This window comes from Lawsonibacter faecis (assembly GCF_014287675.1).
Lineage (GTDB): Bacteria > Bacillota > Clostridia > Oscillospirales > Oscillospiraceae > Pseudoflavonifractor > Pseudoflavonifractor faecis.
The window spans coordinates 124158-140071 of record NZ_JACOPQ010000006.1 but is presented as its reverse complement, the minus strand read 5'-3'; the positions used below and the strand labels follow the sequence as shown (position 1 = coordinate 140071).

The following is a 15914-nucleotide window of genomic DNA, read 5'->3' as shown; positions in this document are numbered from 1 at the left end:
TCCATCCGCCGCTTTTATGCCTGCGGAAACTCCAGAAAATACCCCACCTTGCGCACGGTGCGGATTTGGACGGCGGAATCCAGGTAGGAGAGCTTTTTGCGCAGAAAGGAGACGTAGACCTCCACGTTGTTGTCCTCGGTGTCGGAGTCCAGGCCCCACACCCGGGCGATGATGTCCTCCTTTGGCACCACGGCATTGGCGCCCCGCATCAAGAGCCGCATGACCTCAAACTCCTTGAAGCCCAGCCGGATGGACTTGTCCCCCCGGCGCAGACAGCGGGTGGAGAGGTCCAGCGCCAGGTCGGACACCGCCATGGTCTCCCCCTGCACCTCCCCCTGCCGCCGGGTGAGGGCCCGCACCCGGGCCAGCAGCTCCTCGGAGTCGAAGGGCTTGGTCATATAGTCGTCGGCCCCGTGGTCCAGGCCGGACACCTTGTCGGTGAGCTCGTCCTTGGCGGTGAGCATGAGCACGGGGGTGGAGATATGGGCGGCCCGGAGCCGACGGACCACCTCAAACCCGTCCAGTCCGGGGAGCATCACGTCCAGAACGATAACGTCGTACTGGCCCGTGAGGGCGTAGTCCAGACCGTCGACGCCGGTGGTCACCGCCTCCGCCTGGTAGCGCTGCTCCAGCATAATCTGCGTCAGGGCCTCCCCCAGACGCACCTCGTCCTCCACAATTAAAACGCGCATTGCCTCACGCCCTTTCTCACTTTGCCGCCATTCTAATACAGAAACCTGAAACTTCTCTGAAATTATATCAGACGGGTTAAAAAAAACCAGGATTTCTCAGATCATTTACGAAGTGTTCACATTTCGTATGCGGAACTTTCAGACTGATTTCAGCTTGGACCCGTATACTGGGCCCTGTCAATAAAACGCTGCGGGGAGGATTGCAAATGCAGCTGATGAAAACGAGGACGAGCGGAGACATACCGGCGGAAAAGCCAAAGAAGAAGCGCAGGCCCGGAAAAAAGGCGGCGGTCGTGACCGTCCTGGTGCTGGCCCTGCTGGTTGGTGCGGGGTTCGGGGCCAAGGCGCTGTTCTTCTCGGCGGAGGAGAAAATCGCCCTTACAGAGTTCACCACCTACGGCTCCCTGTCCAACGCCATCGAGGGCACGGGCACCACCTTGCCCAACAACTCCGTCACCGTCACCACCGCCTCCACCGCCGAGATTACCGGCGTCTATGTGGCCGCGGGGGATACGGTGGAGGAGGGCGACCTCCTCTACACCCAGGACGACTCCGAGCTGGACGACCAGATTGAGGAGTACCGGGACGAGATTACCGACCTGGAGGAGGAGCTGGAGCAGAGCTATGAGCAGCTCGCCGACCTGCAGGAGACCATGGCGGAGCTGACCGTGGCCGCGCCCTTCGCCGGGCGGCTCACCGAGGTGGACGCGGAGGAGGGGGACGCCGTTCAGAACGGCGCGAAGCTGGCCCTGCTGGTGGACGACACGAAGATGACCCTCACCCAGTACTTCAGCTACGCCTATGAGGACCAGGTATATGCAGGAATGACCGCCGGGGTGTCGGTGGCCGACCTGATGCAGAATTTCGAGGGCGTCGTGACCGACATCCAGAAGGTGGAGCGCATCACCACCGAGGGGACCCGCTGCTTCGCCGTCACCGTGACGGTGGAGAACCCCGGCGCCCTTACCGAGGGCATGACCGGGGCTGGCTGGCTCCTCTCGGACAGCGGGGAGAAGATCTACCCCGCCGTGGAGGGGGAGCTGAAGTACAGCGCCACGAAAACCCTGACCGCCGGGGCATCCGGCGAGATCTCCGCCGCCGCAGCCATGGCCTATCAGAAGGTGGGCGCGGGGGAGACCCTTTTCGTCATCGACGGCAGCGACTACGAGACTCAGATGACCTCCATCAACAAGAAAATCACCCAGACAGAGGACAAAATCGCCGCCTATGAGGATAAGATTGCGGAAACCGAGGAAAAACGCGCTGATTATGCCGTGACGGCCGAGATTCCCGGAAAAATCATCTCCGTGGGCGTCCGGGAGGGCGAAAAACCCCGCGCGGCGGGGCAAAACGCAGTGTCCATCTACAACCTGGACACCATGACCATCACCGCCAACATCGACGAGCTGGACATCGACAGCATCGAGATGGGCATGGACGTCACCATCGTCCGCTCCGGCGCGGAGAAAAACAGTACATACAAGGGCACCGTCACCGAAGTGAGCTACGAGGCCACCAATTCCAGCGGCGTGGCGTATTTTCCCATCACCGTTGAAATTGCCTCGAACGGCGAGCTCTCCGCAGGGGTGAACGTCTCCTACTACATCACCACAGGCGACGCGGAGGAGGGGGTTCTGGCGCCCCTGGCCGCCCTCAAGAGCACCAGCGAGGGGACCTGCCTCTTCATCAAGAGCGACGCCCGGCCCGAGAACGCGGTGGATTTGGACGAGGGCGTGGTGCCGGACGGGTTCTACGCCGTAAGCGTGGAGGTGGGCTCCACCAACAGCCGGTACGCCCGTATTCTCTCCGGCGTGGAGCGGGATACGGAGGTCTTTACCCGCTACCAGAACGCTGCCCCCTCCAATGGGGACACCACCAGCCAGGGGGACGGCTCCGACGAGATGCAGCAGGGCTTCCCCGGCGGGGACTTCTCCGGCCAGATGCCGGACTTCGGCGGCGGCAATATGCCCGATTTCTCCGGCGGCGGAAACCGGGGGGGCAGTATGGGCGGCGGATTCCCGGGATAAGGGAGACGGCGGCGCTTAGATAAACGCCCATCTACCACATGACCCGCACTATGAAAGGAGACGCTATGAGCCTGATTCGCCTGGACAACGTCTATAAAATCTACAACGAGGGTATGGACAACCAGGTCAACGCCCTGGACGGAGTGACCCTGGACATCGACGCGGGGGAATTCATCGCCATTATCGGCACCTCCGGCTCCGGCAAGTCCACCATGATGAACATTTTGGGCTGTCTGGACGTGCCCACCCGCGGGGAGTACTACCTGGACGGCGTGAGCGTGGGGGAGCGGAGGCCGCAGGAGCTGTCCGAGCTGCGCAGCCGGCGCATCGGCTTCATCTTTCAGGGGTACAACCTGATCCCCTCCCTCAACGTTTGGCAGAACGTGGCCCTGCCTCTGACCTACCAGCACGTCCGGGCGGACGAGCGCCGCCGCCGGGCGCTGGAGGCGCTGGATCAGGTGGAGATCGCCGACAAGGCGGAGAGCCGCCCGAACCAGCTCTCCGGCGGCCAGCAGCAGCGGGTCGCCATCGCCCGGGCCATGTGCACCGGCTCGCCCGTCCTCATGGCCGACGAGCCCACCGGCGCGCTGGACTCCAAGACCGGGGCCCAGGTCCTTGCCCTCATGCGGGAGCTGAACCGGGAGAAGGGGACCACCGTCATTCTCATCACCCACGACGTCGGCATCGCCGCCCAGGCGGACCGGACTGTCCGGGTCATGGACGGCAGAATCGTCCACGACAGCCTCTGGGACGGCATTCTGATCCCGGATTTGAAGGTGGCGGCCGCCAGATGATCGCACCCCGTCTCTGAGAGAGCTGGGACCCACGTTTATGAAATCCCCGGGCCGCGTGAGCTGGCCCTGCGGAAATTCTCCGCTGGGCTCCGAACCCGCCGCCGACGCGGCGGGCACTGAAAAAACGGAGCCATGGGAGGGAGATACGATGAATGCATTAATGATGGCGCTGGACTCCATACGGGAGAAGAAGGGCCGGTCCTTTCTCACCATGCTGGGCATCATCATCGGCGTTACCGCCGTGCTGGTGCTGGTGGCGCTGGTGAGCGGCTACAACGCCGACATCACCGCCTACTATGAGAAGCTGGGCGTCAATAAGGTTACGGTGGAGCTGACCTGGTACGACCAGAGCCGGGCGGAGGATGTGATGGGGCTGCTCTATGCGTACGGCAACGGCGAGCTGTCCGGCATGGTCACAGGGGTGTCCCCGGACCAGAAGACCTCCAAAACCGTGAAGTACCGCAGCGGCAGCGTGGACAGCTCCACAATTTACTTCGGCAGCGACCAGTGGGCGGACTGCAACAACTACACCCTGGACAGCGGCAGGGACATCCTGGACTACGACATTGAGGGCCGCAGCCGGGTCTGCGTCATCGGAGCCTACGTGGCGGACGCCCTCTTCCAGTACGCCGACCCCATCGGCGAGACCATCTACTTAAACGGCGACCCCTTTGTGGTGGTGGGCACGTACTACCAGAAGGACGGCAGCGGGGAGGACTCCATGGACAACGCCGTCGTGGTGCCCTACTCGCTCTCCCGCTCCCTCCTGGGCACCGGCTATCTCACCAGCTACACGGTGAAGGTGGGCAAGTCGGATGATGTGGACACGGTCATCGGCAAGCTGGACAGCTACCTCACCGGACAGATTGACTCCAGTGTGGGGACCTACACCCTTACCGACGGCAACGCCGCCATGACGGCCTCCAACGACGAGATGACCTCCATGAGCGTGGTCCTGGGCGGCATTGCGGGCATCGCGCTGCTGGTGGGCGGCATCGGCATCATGAATATCATGCTGGTCACCGTTACCGAGCGGACCCGGGAGATCGGCATCAAGAAGTCCATCGGCGCGCCGCGCCGGGAGATTGTCACACAATTCCTGGTGGAGGCCGCCATCCTCAGCGGCCTGGGGGGCCTCATCGGCATCGGCCTGGGGTTCCTCCTCTCGGCGGTGCTGGGGAAGGCCATGTACGGGCTGATACTGTTCCCGAGCACCCTCATCACCGTGGGCGCGGTGTGCTTCTCGGTGGTCATCGGCATCGTCTTCGGCATCTACCCCGCGGCCAAGGCATCCAACCTCCAGCCCGTAGACGCGCTGAGGGCGGATTAGAGCGGCGGGGCGCAGCCCTGCCGCCCTCCCCCGCGGGGGAAGGCTTTTCAAACGAAGGAGGCAAGAACCCATGAAAAACCGTATTCTGGCCATGCTGATGGCGGCCGCGCTCTGTCTGGGCGCGGCGGCCGTCACAGTCCCCGCGGGACAGGCCTTTTCCGACGTGTCCGGCGACGTGGCCGAGGCGGTGGAGGTCCTGTCCGGGCTGGGCATCGTCTCGGGCTATTCCGACGGGGGCTACCACCCCGGCGACTCCCTCACCAGAGCCCAGTTCTGCAAGCTGGCGGTGCTGGCCGAGGGCCACGGAGACCAGGTGAAAAACAGCGCCTACAAGACTCTATTCTCCGACGTGCCCGCCACAGGCTGGGCGGCCCCCTATGTGAACCTGGCCTATGAGGAGAGCATGGTGGCCGGCTACGGCAACGGCCTCTTCGGCCCGGACGACGCGGTGAGCTGCGGCCAGGCGGTGACCATCGTCCTGCGCCTACTGGGGTACACCACCGCCGATGTGGGGCCCTTCTGGCCTGAGGACTATATGGCCAAGGGGACCGAGCTGGGCCTGCTCAGCGGCATCGGCAAGTCCGCCGGGGAGGGCCTCACCCGGGGGGAGGCGGCCCTCCTCCTCTACCGTGCGCTGAAGGCGGACACCACCCAGGGCAGGGCCCTCTATGAGGGACTGGCAGCCGCCACCGTGGAAAATGCAGTCCTGCTGGATACCTCCGCCACCGCCGGCGACGGGACGGCCGACACCGTGAAAATTTACGCCGACGGGGCGGTCTCCTACTATGTAAAGGCGAACGAGCCCTCCGCCGCCCTGGCCGGAACGCGGGGGACCCTGCTGCTGAACAGATCGGGGGCGGCCGCCGGCTTCCTGCCGGAGGACGGCGCGGTAAGGACACTGACCGTGGCCGCGGTGGACGCAGCCGGGATTCAGGATGCGAACGGGAATACCTTTTCCCTCACCAACGGCCTGGCCGTCCTTCTGGACGACGAGAAGCAGACCTGGGCGGACTGCTGGTACGACATCAGAAAGGGGGATACCGTCACGGTGTTCTACAGCGCCGCGGGGACCGTGGACCTGCTCTGGGTCCGGGCGCGCGCGGCGGTGGCCGGCAGCACCATCACCGGCTACTATGAGGACGTAAGCCCGAATACCACGGCCCCCGGCACCATTACGGTGCTGGGGGCGGTCCTTACCGTGCCGGAGGACGGGGCGGAGGGACTGAGCGATGCGGCCCTGGGGGATAAAATCACCGTCACCCTGGACGGCAGTGGGGAGGTGGCCGCCGTCAGCCCGGCGTCGTCCGCGGCGCGGATGGTGGGTGTGCTCAAGAGCGGCGGGGCCAGCCCCCAGGTGGAACTGACCGGCGGCGTCACCGTCTCCGGCAAGAGCACGGGTGCGGTATCCGCCGAGCTGGTGGGCAGCCTGGTGAAGGTGGGCAGCTCCGCCGCGGGAAAAATCAGCGTCTCCGGGCTCTCCTACAGCGGCGCTTCGGCGGCGCTGGATGTGAAAAACGGGACCCTGGGGGACAGGGCGCTGGCGGAGCAGGTGAAGATTTACGAGCGTGTGGGAACTTCACCTGTGACGGAGATCACCCTGGACGACATTCTGGTGGACACCGTGGCCGCCGCCAGCATTGAGTACGTGGGGACCGGCGCGGACGGGGCGGTGGATTTGCTGGTGCTCTCCGACGTGACCGGGACCTGCTATGACTACGGCATCCTGGAGAAAGGGGAGCAGTCCGGCGGCAGCGGGGAGATGAAATATACCAATATCACGGTTCAGGTGGAGAACGGAAGCCAGGGCAATACAACCTATATTACCGGCATCTCCTTCAGGGACGGAGCGGTGGGCGGCGTGGCGGGCACGGCGGCGGGGAAGGCCGCCAAGGTAATGACCCTCACGGAGCTGGTGGGGATTACACGCGCCGATTTCGACGGCGGCGACAGCGTGGCGGGCATCCCCATCAGCGGGGACGTGCAGGTCTATAATGCCGCCACCGGGAAGTGGACGACCCTCTCGGCCGCCAAGGCGTTTACGGACGATTTTGCCGTCTATTACGACCGCACCCCGGAGACGGGCGGACAGGTGCGGGTGATTTTCGCGCTGTGAGGTACGGCGGCGGGGCGAGCCTGCGCCGTGCGCAGTGAGGTTTATCGCCGCCGAGAGAGTATATGCGCGCAGTAAGGAGGGCCTGGGGGGCGCGTTTCGCGCCCCCCAGGCCCTCCTAATGAATGCCTACTGGTGAATACCCCGGTTCTGGTCGCCCTCGGGGTTGACGCCGAACTCGTAGTCCTTGCCGGGGAGCACCGCGTTGAGGACGATGCCCGCGATGGCCGCGATGGCGAGGCCGGTGAGGGTCAGGGAGGCGGAGCCGATCTGGAAGGTGAGGCCGCTGCCGAAGCCCAGGCCGCACACCAAAATGACGGCGGCGATAATCAGGTTGCGGGATTTGGTGAAGTCCACCTTGTTCTCCACGATATTGCGCACGCCGATAGCGGAGATCATGCCGTAGAGGATGAAGCTGACGCCGCCGATGATGGACGCGGGGAGGGAGCCGATGACCTCCGCCATCTTGGGGATGAAGCTGAGGGCGATGGCGAAGCAGGCGGCGATGCGGATGACCCGGGGGTCGTGGACCTTGGACAGCTCCAGCACGCCGGTGTTCTCGCCGTAGGTGGTGTTGGCGGGTCCGCCCACAAGGCCGGCCAGGGCGGTGGCCACGCCGTCGCCGATAAGGGTGCGGTGGAGGCCGGGATTCTCAATGAAATTCTGTCCCACAGTGGCGGAGATGGCCGACATGTCGCCGATGTGCTCCATCATGGTGGCGATGGCGATAGGGGCCATGACCAGGATGGCGGTCAGGTCGAACTTGGCGAAGTGGAAGGGGGGCAGGCCCACCCAGGCGGCCTTGGCGGCTCCGGCAAAGGTGAGGATGGCGGTGCCGTCGGGATTGGTGAGTCCCGCAAAGTGCATGATGAGAGCCACCACGTAGGCCCCCACCACACCCAGCAGGATGGGGATAATCTTGACCATGCCCTTGCCCCAGATGTTGCAGACCACAATGATGACCAGGGCCACCAGGGCCAGCAGCCAGTTGGTGGAGGCGTTGGAAATGGCGCTGGGCGCCAGGGTCAGTCCGATGCAGACGATGACCGGGCCGGTAACCACCGGGGGCAGGAAGCGCATGACCTTCTTCACGCCCACCAGCTTAATGACCAGGGCGAGAATCAGGTAGAGGCAGCCGGCCACCACAATGCCGCCGCAGGCGTAGGGCAGGCGCTCAGACATGGGCATCCCCTTAAAAATACCCATCTGGAGATTGGCGATGGTCTGGAAGCCGCCCAGAAAGGCGAAGGAGGAGCCCAGAAAGGCGGGTACCTTCAGCTTGGCGCAGGCGTGGAAGAACAATGTACCCAGGCCCGCGCAGATCAGGGTCACCTGGATGGAGAGGCCGTAGGAGGTCCCGGTGGCCGGGTCCACAAAGTAAAGGTTGGTCAGGATGGGCACCAGAATGGTAGCCCCGAACATGGCGAACATATGCTGGAGCCCCAGGAGGAGCATCTTGGGGACGCCAAGGGTCCGGGCATCGCGGATGGGCTGCTGCTGATTCATGTGATTTCTCCCTTCATCTCGTTACACACACGCTTTTGCGCAAAAAAAAACAACCACTCCCGTGATTGTCATGCAAAAATAGAAAGGAAGGGGCAGTGATGACCGAAACAACGCTCCGAAACAGCATGACGCACCCTCCCTTTCGACTTTCGATTTATAATAGCAAAATTGCCGGTGGGTTGCAAGGGAAAATCACGACTTTTGTCCTTTTTTCTGAAATGGGCAAAGCGGGCCCGGAGGGGCGGAAAAGGCTTGGCGGTTTCGTTCATTGACTTTCGCACTATGATTCGGTAAAATATAATCTGAGTTTTTAGAAATAGGAGGGATTTCTCCATGAAGAAGCCCTTTGTCACCCTCGAACAGCTTGAAAAAATGACTGCCGAATACCCCACCCCCTTCCACCTCTACGACGAGAGGGGCATCCGGGAGAACGCACGGCGGATGAAGGCGGCCTTCGCCTGGAATCCAGGCTTTAAGGAGTACTTCGCCGTCAAGGCCACCCCCAACCCCGCCATTCTCAAAATCCTCCGGGAGGAGGGCTGCGGCACCGACTGCTCCTCTCTCACAGAGCTGATGATGTCCGACCGCTGCGGCTTCACCGGCAGCGAAATCATGTTTTCCTCCAACGACACGCCTCCCGAGGAGTTCGTCCTGGCCGCCGGGCTGGGGGCCACCATCAACCTGGACGATTTCACCCACATCGATTTCCTGAAGGACACCATCGGGTACATCCCCGAGACCATCTCCTGCCGCTTCAATCCCGGCGGCACCTTCTCCATCGGGGCCTCCAAGGAGGGCTTCCAGGTGATGGACAACCCCGGGGACGCCAAGTACGGCTTCACCCCCGCCCAGCTCAAGGAGGGCTTTATCAAGCTCAAGGCCATGGGGGCCAAGCGCTTCGGCATCCACGCCTTCCTGGCCTCCAACACCCTGTCCAACGAGTACTATCCCACACTGGCGGCCATTCTCTTCAAGACCGCCGTGGAGCTGCGCGACGAGACCGGGTGCGACATCAAATTCATCAACCTCTCCGGCGGCGTGGGCATCCCCTACCACCCCGACCAGCCCGCCAATGATATTGCCGTCATCGGCGAGGGTGTGCGGAAGGCCTTTGAGGAGATTTTGGTGCCCGCAGGTATGGGCGACGTGTCCATCTTTACCGAGCTGGGCCGCTTCATGCTGGGGCCCTACGGCTGCCTCGTCACCAGGGCCACCCACGAGAAGCACACTTATAAGGAGTATATCGGCGTGGACGCCTGCGCGGCCAACCTGATGCGCCCGGCCATGTACGGGGCCTACCACCACATCACCGTCATGGGCAAGGAGGACGCCAGGTGCGACCACCGCTACGATGTGACCGGATCCCTGTGTGAGAACAACGACAAGTTTGCCGTCGACCGGATGCTGCCCAGGATTGATATAGGGGATCTGCTGGTCATTCACGACACCGGCGCCCACGGCTTCTCCATGGGCTATAACTACAACGGACGCCTCCGCTCCGCCGAGATACTGCTGAAAGAGGACGGGAGCACCGCGCTCATCAGAAGGGCCGAGACGCCGGACGACTATTTTTCCACTTTGGTTTGGTAAGCGGCGGGGACATGCGCCCCGGAAATGACAAGCTGACGCGGCCCCACGGCAAAGCCGTGGGGCCGCGTCATTTTACGGACGGAGTGCGGAGCGGCGGCGGGAGAGCACGTCCTGGGCGGCGGTTTTCACAGTTATTCTTGCCTTTCCGTCCCGGACTCCCTATAATGATACATAGATATCAAAACTGGGCGGTGACAGCTGAAAGAGGCGAGATCAATGATACGATCGGGCGAAGCGACCGGCGCGGTCCGGGCTTTTTTTGACGCTTACCTGGTCCGGCGGGACCTAAAGGACACGCTGGGCCATTTGACAGAGGACGTGCAGTGGGTCGGGACGGGGAAATCCGAGATGGTCTCCGGGCGCGCCCAGGCGGAGCGCGCCCTGCGCGAGGAGTTCGCCCAGGCGCCGGAGCCGTGCAGGATTGAGTATGAGAGCATTGAGGAGTCCGCCTTCACAGACCGGTGCGCGGCGGTTCTGCTGACTGCCTGGGTCTACCCCGGCGAGGGGGCGGAGGCCCTTATCTGGTTCCGGGTGAGCGCCGTCTGTACCGTGGGGGAGGACGGCGTGTGCCGCATCGCCTCCATCCACGCCTCCACGCCCGACAGCGAGCAGGAGGAGGGGGAGTTTTTTCCGTCCAACACCGTGGGCCGCACCGAGCTGGAGCGGCAGCTGGGCGCCAAGGCCCTGGACATCCTGGGCAGAAGCATTCCCGGCGGCATGATGGGCGGCTATCTGGAGCCCGATTTCCCCCTCTACTATGTTAACGACTTCATGCTCAGCTACCTGGGCTATACCTACGAGGAATTTGTGGCGGCCATCGACGGGAAGGTCATCAACTGTATGCACCCCGACGACCGCGCCCGGGTGGACGCCCTGGTGGAGGCCGCCTTCGCCCAGGACCTTGACTACGAGGTCCAGTACCGCATCCGCAAGAAGGACGGCAGCTACATCTGGGTCAACGACATCGGGAAGAAGGGCGTTTCGGTGGACGGCCGGGCGGTCTGCATCAGCGTCGTGCGGGACATTACCGCCGAGATGGAGGCCAAGCGCCAGCTGGAGCGCCAGGCCGAGGAGCAGAGGATGCAGGCCGCCCAGTACAACAGTCTCTTTCAGACGGTGCTGTGCGGCATCGTGCAGTACCGTCTGTCCGACGGCGGGGTGGTCTTTCGGAAAGCAAACCAGGAGGCCATCCGCATTTTCGGCTATACCAGCGAGGAGTTCTGGGCAAAGGACGACTGGGATCTGGGCGCCCTCATTGCGGAGGAGGACCGGGGCCGCATCCTGGCGGAGGCGGGCGCCCTGCGCAAGCCCGGGGACAAGGGAAGCTACGAGTACCGCCTGCTCCGAAAGGACGGGACGCCGTGCTGGATCATCGGCAGCGCCGAGGTCATTCAGGACGCCGAGTGGGGCCAGCTCATCCAGAGCGTGTATCTGGACGTGGACAGCCGGAAAAAGGCGGAGCTGCGCAGCCGTCGCCTGGCGGAACAGGTTGAGGCCAGCAACGAGCTGCTGCGGCTGGCGCTGGAGCACACCACCACCTGCGAATTCTACTACTACCCACAGACCGGGGAGTGTATCGTGCCCGCGCGCACCCGGGACTACTACCACTGCGGGGAGCACTATGAGAATATGCCGAAATCCTTTGCGAAGGAGATGGTGGCCGAGCCGTACCATCAAGGCTTTTATGAGATGTACGAGCGGATACACCGGGGGGAGCGGACCGCCTCCTGCGAATTCTGCGGCCCGGACGGCGGCTTCTGGTGCCGGGAGACCCTGTCGGTGGTTCTCAGCGGGGAGGGCGGCGCGCCCCAGCTCGTGGTGGGCATCGTGGAGGACATCACCCGCCAGAAGGAGATGGAGGAGGCCCTGCTGGACGCGCGCTCCCGGGACAGCCTGACGGGGCTTTACAACAAGGAGTGCGGCGTCCGCCTGGCCAAGGAGTGCCTGGAGCGAAAAGCGCCGGGGGAGCACTGCGTGATGATGCTCCTGGACATGGACGATTTTGATAACATCAACCAGGAGGAGGGCAGCGTCTTCGCCGACGTGATCCTCCAGGAGATGGCCGATCTGCTCCGGGCGGAGACGGGGCCAGACAACCTTCAAATCCGCCTGGGCGGGGACGAGTTCATGCTCCTGCTCAAGCACTGCGACAAGACCCGGGCCACCATGATTGGCCCACGGATCGCCGCCCTGGCCCGGAACATCCTGATCAATGCCGAGAAGGACATCCACGTCAGCGTGAGCATCGGCATGTGCAGCACCGAGGTGGTGGAGGAGTACAACGCCCTCTACCGCTGCGCAGAGAGCACGCTGAAATACGTAAAGGAGCACGGCAAGGGCCAGGCGGCCTGCTACCTGGACACCTCCAACGAGCTGGGGGTCTTCCTGACCCAGGTCTATACCGAGGAGCACCCGGTCAACGTCATCAAGCCGGAGGCCGAGCACCGGGACAAGGACCTGGTATCCTTCGCCCTGGATCTGCTGGGCAAATCGAAGAACCTCAACGACGCGGTCTTCCTTCTCCTCTCCCGGATCGGGAGAACCTTCCGCTTCGACCGGGTGTCCATCATTGAGGCCAGCCGGGCCTACCTGAGCTGGCACTTCTCCTACCAGTGGGCCCGCAACCGAAACGACCTCCAGCTGGGACAGGACTTCTACGTCTCCGACGAGGATTTCGACGTCTGCGCCGCCATGTACGACGAGGACGGACTGGCCGACCGCAACGTGCGGGAGGGGATCTCCCACATCGCCTCCTGCCTCCACGCGGGGATTTGGAACTACGGCGAATACGTGGGCTCCATGAGCTTTGAGGTAAACAGGGAGAATTACCAGTGGTCCCAGGAGGAGCGCAAGCTGCTGAAGGAGCTGGTGAAGATTGTCCCGTCCTTCATCATGAAATCCAAGGCTGACGCGGTGAGCCAGGCCAAGACCGACTTCCTCTCCCGGATGTCCCACGAAATCCGCACCCCCATGAACGCCATCAGCGGCATGACCACCATCGCCAAGAGCGTGCTGGACGACAGGCACAAGGCAATGGAGTGCCTGGATAAAATTGAGGAGGCCAACACCTACCTGCTCAACCTTATCAACGATATCCTGGATATGTCCAGAATTGAGAGCGGAAAGATGGAACTCAACTGCGAGACCATGGAGCTCTCCCGGCTGCTGGGCAGCCTGGAGTCCCTGCTGCGGCCCCAGGCCACGGAAAAGGGCCTGACGCTGCGCTTTGAAAACGGCTGTGGGGATCTGCGGCCCATCCGGGCGGACGGGCTGAGGCTGAACCAGGTGCTGATCAACATCATCGGCAACGCCGTCAAATTCACCGACGAGGGCGGCGTCATAGTCCGGGTGGAGGCGCTGGAGACCCGGCCGCGGGCGGTGCTGCGCTTCTCCGTGGCGGATACCGGCATCGGCATTGAGGCCGCCGCGCTGACGCGGATTTTCAACTCCTTCGAGCAGGCGGAAAAAAGCACCGCCGCCCGCCGGGGCGGTACGGGGCTGGGGCTCTCCATCTCCAGCCGGCTGGTCCAGATGATGGGCGGCAGCCTGGAGGTGAGAAGCGAGGTGGGGGAGGGATCGGAATTCTTCTTTACCCTCTCCTTTGACTACGCGCCGGAGGCGGCGCGCCCGGCCGCCGCGAAGTCGCGCCCGGCGCTGCACGTGGATTTCCGGGGCCGCCGGATCCTCCTGGCCGAGGACAATGAGACCAACCGGGAGATCGCCCAGACCATTCTGGAGATGAACGGGTTTGCCGTCTCCTGTGCGGGCGACGGCAGAGAGGCCCTGGAGCGCTTCTGCAGCGGGGAGCCGGGGGAGTTCGACGCCATCTTGATGGATATCCGCATGCCGGTGATGGACGGGCTGGAGGCCACCCGGCGCATCCGCACCTCGGGAAGGCCGGACGCCCGGACCATCCCCATTATCGCCCTGTCCGCCAACGCCTTCGACGAGGACAGCAAAAAGTCCATTGCCAGCGGTATGGACGGACACCTCTCCAAGCCCATCCAGGTGGACCAGATGCTGGCCCTGCTGGGCGAGTGCATGGAGCGCTCCATCGGGAGCGGAGACTGAACACGCACCAAGTTGGAAAATGGATAGGAGCGCCCCCGGACGGTTGTCCGGGGGCGCTCGGCGTTAGGCGGAGAAACTGCTGCCTTCAGGAGGATACGAGGGCATAATTACGACAGACAGGGGTTTTGTTCCATCATTTTTGCTGCAATTCATACTTGATAACAGGGTTTTTCAGTGATATAATACTTCGACTGATTCACACAAAAAGGGGCGGAAATCGATGACTTATCAGGAAGAATTTATTACCTTCATGGTGCGTTCCGGCGTACTCACCTTCGGGGATTTCACCACCAAATCCGGGCGGAAAACACCCTATTTCATCAACACCGGCAACTACAAGACCGGTGCGCAGGCCGGCAAGCTGGGCGACTACTACGCCGCCTGCATCCAGGAGAACCTGCCCGAGGGCGTGGACTGCCTCTTCGGTCCCGCCTACAAGGGCATCCCCCTGGCCGTGGCGGCGGCGTCCAGCCTGTACCGCAATTACGGCCGGGACCTGCCCTACTGCTTCAACCGCAAGGAGGCTAAGGACCACGGCGAGGGCGGCTCCATGGTGGGCTACAAGCCCCAGGCCGGGGACCGGGTGGTCATTGTGGAGGACGTGGTCACAGCCGGTACTGCCGTGCGGGAGACCATTGAGCTCTTCAAGAGCGTGGCGGCGGTGGATTTGACCGCCCTCATCGTCTCCGTGGACCGCATGGAGCGGGGCACCGGCGACAAGACCACCCTGGACGAGCTGCGTGAGCAGCACGGCATCCGGGTGTTCCCCATCGTCACCGTCCGGGAGGTCATCGCCTTCCTCCACAATCATTCCATCGACGGCAAGGTGTATATCGACGACGAGATGAAGGGCCGGATGGAGGCCTATCTTGCGGAGTACGGGGCGAGAGCGTGAACAGTGAACCGTGAGGCTGGAGGGACGGCAGGGCCTGCGGTGGAAAGGCCCCATGCGCTCACGCATCGCTTCATTTCGAGCGGCAGCCCAATCTGTTTTTCCTGTTAGATTTTTACCCATTGGAGGTGAGCGCTATGGCCGACCATTCCGGCCACCGGGACCGGCTGCGGGGGGAGTTTCTGGCCCGGAGCGAGTCCTTCCCGGATCACAAGGTGCTGGAGCTGCTGCTTTTCTACGCCCTCCCCCGGCAGGACACCAACCCTATCGCCCACGACCTGCTGGAGCGGTTCGGCTCCCTGGAGGGAGTTCTTGACGCACCGCCGGAGGCCCTGGCCCAGGTAAAGGGTGTGGGGGACCGCTCCGCCGTCCTTTTCAAGGCCGTGAAGGAGCTGGCCCGGCGGTATGCCGCCGGGCGCAGCCGCATCGGGAACCTCATCACCACCAATTACGCCGCCTATGAAATTCTGCACCCGCTCTTTTTCGGAGCGCGGAACGAGAGGGTCTACCTCCTCTGCCTGGACGGCAAAAAGAAGCTCCTGGGCTGCGCAAAGCTGGGGGAGGGCAACGTGAACGCCGCCGAGGTCACGCCCAGGGGCGTGGTGGAGACCGCACTGAACCATAACGCCGCCCGGGTGATTCTGGCCCACAACCACGTCTCCGGGCTGGCGCTGCCCTCCGACGAGGACAAGGCCACCACCCTCTACCTGCAGACGCTCCTGTCCCAGGTAGGGGTACTATTGGACGACCATCTGATTTTTGTGGATGACGATATGGTCTCTTTGAAGGATAGCGGCCTCCTGCCGGAGGTAAAATAGAGCATGGAATGTTGTGCCATTTGTGAAAATAAAGGTTGCAATAGAACATACGTTTTGATAGAATGAATGTACGATTATTACAAG

10 protein-coding genes are annotated in these 15914 nt (G+C 63.0%); 8 read left to right on the top strand and 2 right to left on the bottom strand.

The window, feature by feature from the left end; genetic code table 11:
• Nucleotides 1-14: 14 nt before the first annotated feature.
• Nucleotides 15-692 carry a response regulator transcription factor gene (locus H8S62_RS09360; protein ID WP_186919108.1) on the bottom strand — a complete coding sequence of 226 codons (678 nt, stop codon included), beginning with the start codon at nt 690-692 and terminating at the stop codon, nt 15-17.
• A gap of 206 nt (nt 693-898) precedes the next feature.
• Between H8S62_RS09360 and H8S62_RS09355 the strand changes: the two genes are divergently transcribed.
• From H8S62_RS09355 to H8S62_RS09340, 4 genes are all read left to right on the top strand, one after another.
• Nucleotides 899-2719: an efflux RND transporter periplasmic adaptor subunit gene (locus H8S62_RS09355; protein WP_186919107.1), complete on the top strand. Its 1821-nt coding sequence runs from the start codon at nt 899-901 to the stop codon at nt 2717-2719.
• A 65-nt stretch (nt 2720-2784) separates the two neighbouring features.
• A complete protein-coding gene (locus H8S62_RS09350; protein WP_155147266.1) occupies nt 2785-3513 on the top strand; it encodes an ABC transporter ATP-binding protein in 729 nt (242 codons plus the stop codon).
• 148 nt (nt 3514-3661) lie between these two features.
• Nucleotides 3662-4843 carry an ABC transporter permease gene (locus tag H8S62_RS09345; protein ID WP_155147263.1) on the top strand — a complete coding sequence of 394 codons (1182 nt, stop codon included), beginning with the start codon at nt 3662-3664 and terminating at the stop codon, nt 4841-4843.
• 70 nt (nt 4844-4913) lie between these two features.
• Nucleotides 4914-6956 (top strand): S-layer homology domain-containing protein, encoded by a 2043-nt coding sequence (locus tag H8S62_RS09340; RefSeq protein ID WP_186919106.1) that lies wholly within the window; start codon nt 4914-4916, stop codon nt 6954-6956.
• 126 nt (nt 6957-7082) lie between these two features.
• Here H8S62_RS09340 and H8S62_RS09335 read toward each other — a convergent pair whose 3' ends face one another.
• Nucleotides 7083-8459, bottom strand: a complete 1377-nt coding sequence (locus H8S62_RS09335) for a uracil-xanthine permease family protein (protein WP_186919105.1) — start codon at nt 8457-8459, stop codon at nt 7083-7085.
• A gap of 333 nt (nt 8460-8792) precedes the next feature.
• On the opposite strand from H8S62_RS09335, the gene H8S62_RS09330 reads away from it, so the two are divergent.
• The 4 genes from H8S62_RS09330 to H8S62_RS09315 all read left to right on the top strand — a co-directional run bounded on the left by H8S62_RS09330 (nt 8793) and on the right by H8S62_RS09315 (nt 15830).
• Entirely contained in the window at nt 8793-10049 is a 1257-nt protein-coding gene (locus H8S62_RS09330; RefSeq protein ID WP_155147257.1) for a diaminopimelate decarboxylase, read from the top strand.
• A 216-nt stretch (nt 10050-10265) separates the two neighbouring features.
• On the top strand, nt 10266-14120 hold the full coding sequence (locus tag H8S62_RS09325) for a PAS domain-containing protein (RefSeq protein WP_186919104.1): 3855 nt from the start codon (nt 10266-10268) through the stop codon (nt 14118-14120).
• 220 nt (nt 14121-14340) lie between these two features.
• Entirely contained in the window at nt 14341-15015 is a 675-nt protein-coding gene (gene pyrE / locus H8S62_RS09320; RefSeq protein ID WP_155147253.1) for an orotate phosphoribosyltransferase, read from the top strand.
• Between the two features lie 134 nt (nt 15016-15149).
• Entirely contained in the window at nt 15150-15830 is a 681-nt protein-coding gene (locus H8S62_RS09315; RefSeq protein ID WP_155147251.1) for a JAB domain-containing protein, read from the top strand.
• The last annotated feature ends 84 nt before the right edge of the window (nt 15831-15914 follow it).

Bases quoted from the DNA above. Each gene is read 5' to 3' on its own strand.
- H8S62_RS09360 (WP_186919108.1), bottom strand. From the start codon at position 692: ATGCGCGTTTTAATTGTGGAGGACGAGGTGCGTCTGGGGGAGGCCCTG.
- H8S62_RS09355 (WP_186919107.1), top strand. From the start codon at position 899: ATGCAGCTGATGAAAACGAGGACGAGCGGAGACATACCGGCGGAAAAG.
- H8S62_RS09350 (WP_155147266.1), top strand. From the start codon at position 2,785: ATGAGCCTGATTCGCCTGGACAACGTCTATAAAATCTACAACGAGGGT.
- H8S62_RS09345 (WP_155147263.1), top strand. From the start codon at position 3,662: ATGAATGCATTAATGATGGCGCTGGACTCCATACGGGAGAAGAAGGGC.
- H8S62_RS09340 (WP_186919106.1), top strand. From the start codon at position 4,914: ATGAAAAACCGTATTCTGGCCATGCTGATGGCGGCCGCGCTCTGTCTG.
- H8S62_RS09335 (WP_186919105.1), bottom strand. From the start codon at position 8,459: ATGAATCAGCAGCAGCCCATCCGCGATGCCCGGACCCTTGGCGTCCCC.
- H8S62_RS09330 (WP_155147257.1), top strand. From the start codon at position 8,793: ATGAAGAAGCCCTTTGTCACCCTCGAACAGCTTGAAAAAATGACTGCC.
- H8S62_RS09325 (WP_186919104.1), top strand. From the start codon at position 10,266: ATGATACGATCGGGCGAAGCGACCGGCGCGGTCCGGGCTTTTTTTGAC.
- pyrE (WP_155147253.1), top strand. From the start codon at position 14,341: ATGACTTATCAGGAAGAATTTATTACCTTCATGGTGCGTTCCGGCGTA.
- H8S62_RS09315 (WP_155147251.1), top strand. From the start codon at position 15,150: ATGGCCGACCATTCCGGCCACCGGGACCGGCTGCGGGGGGAGTTTCTG.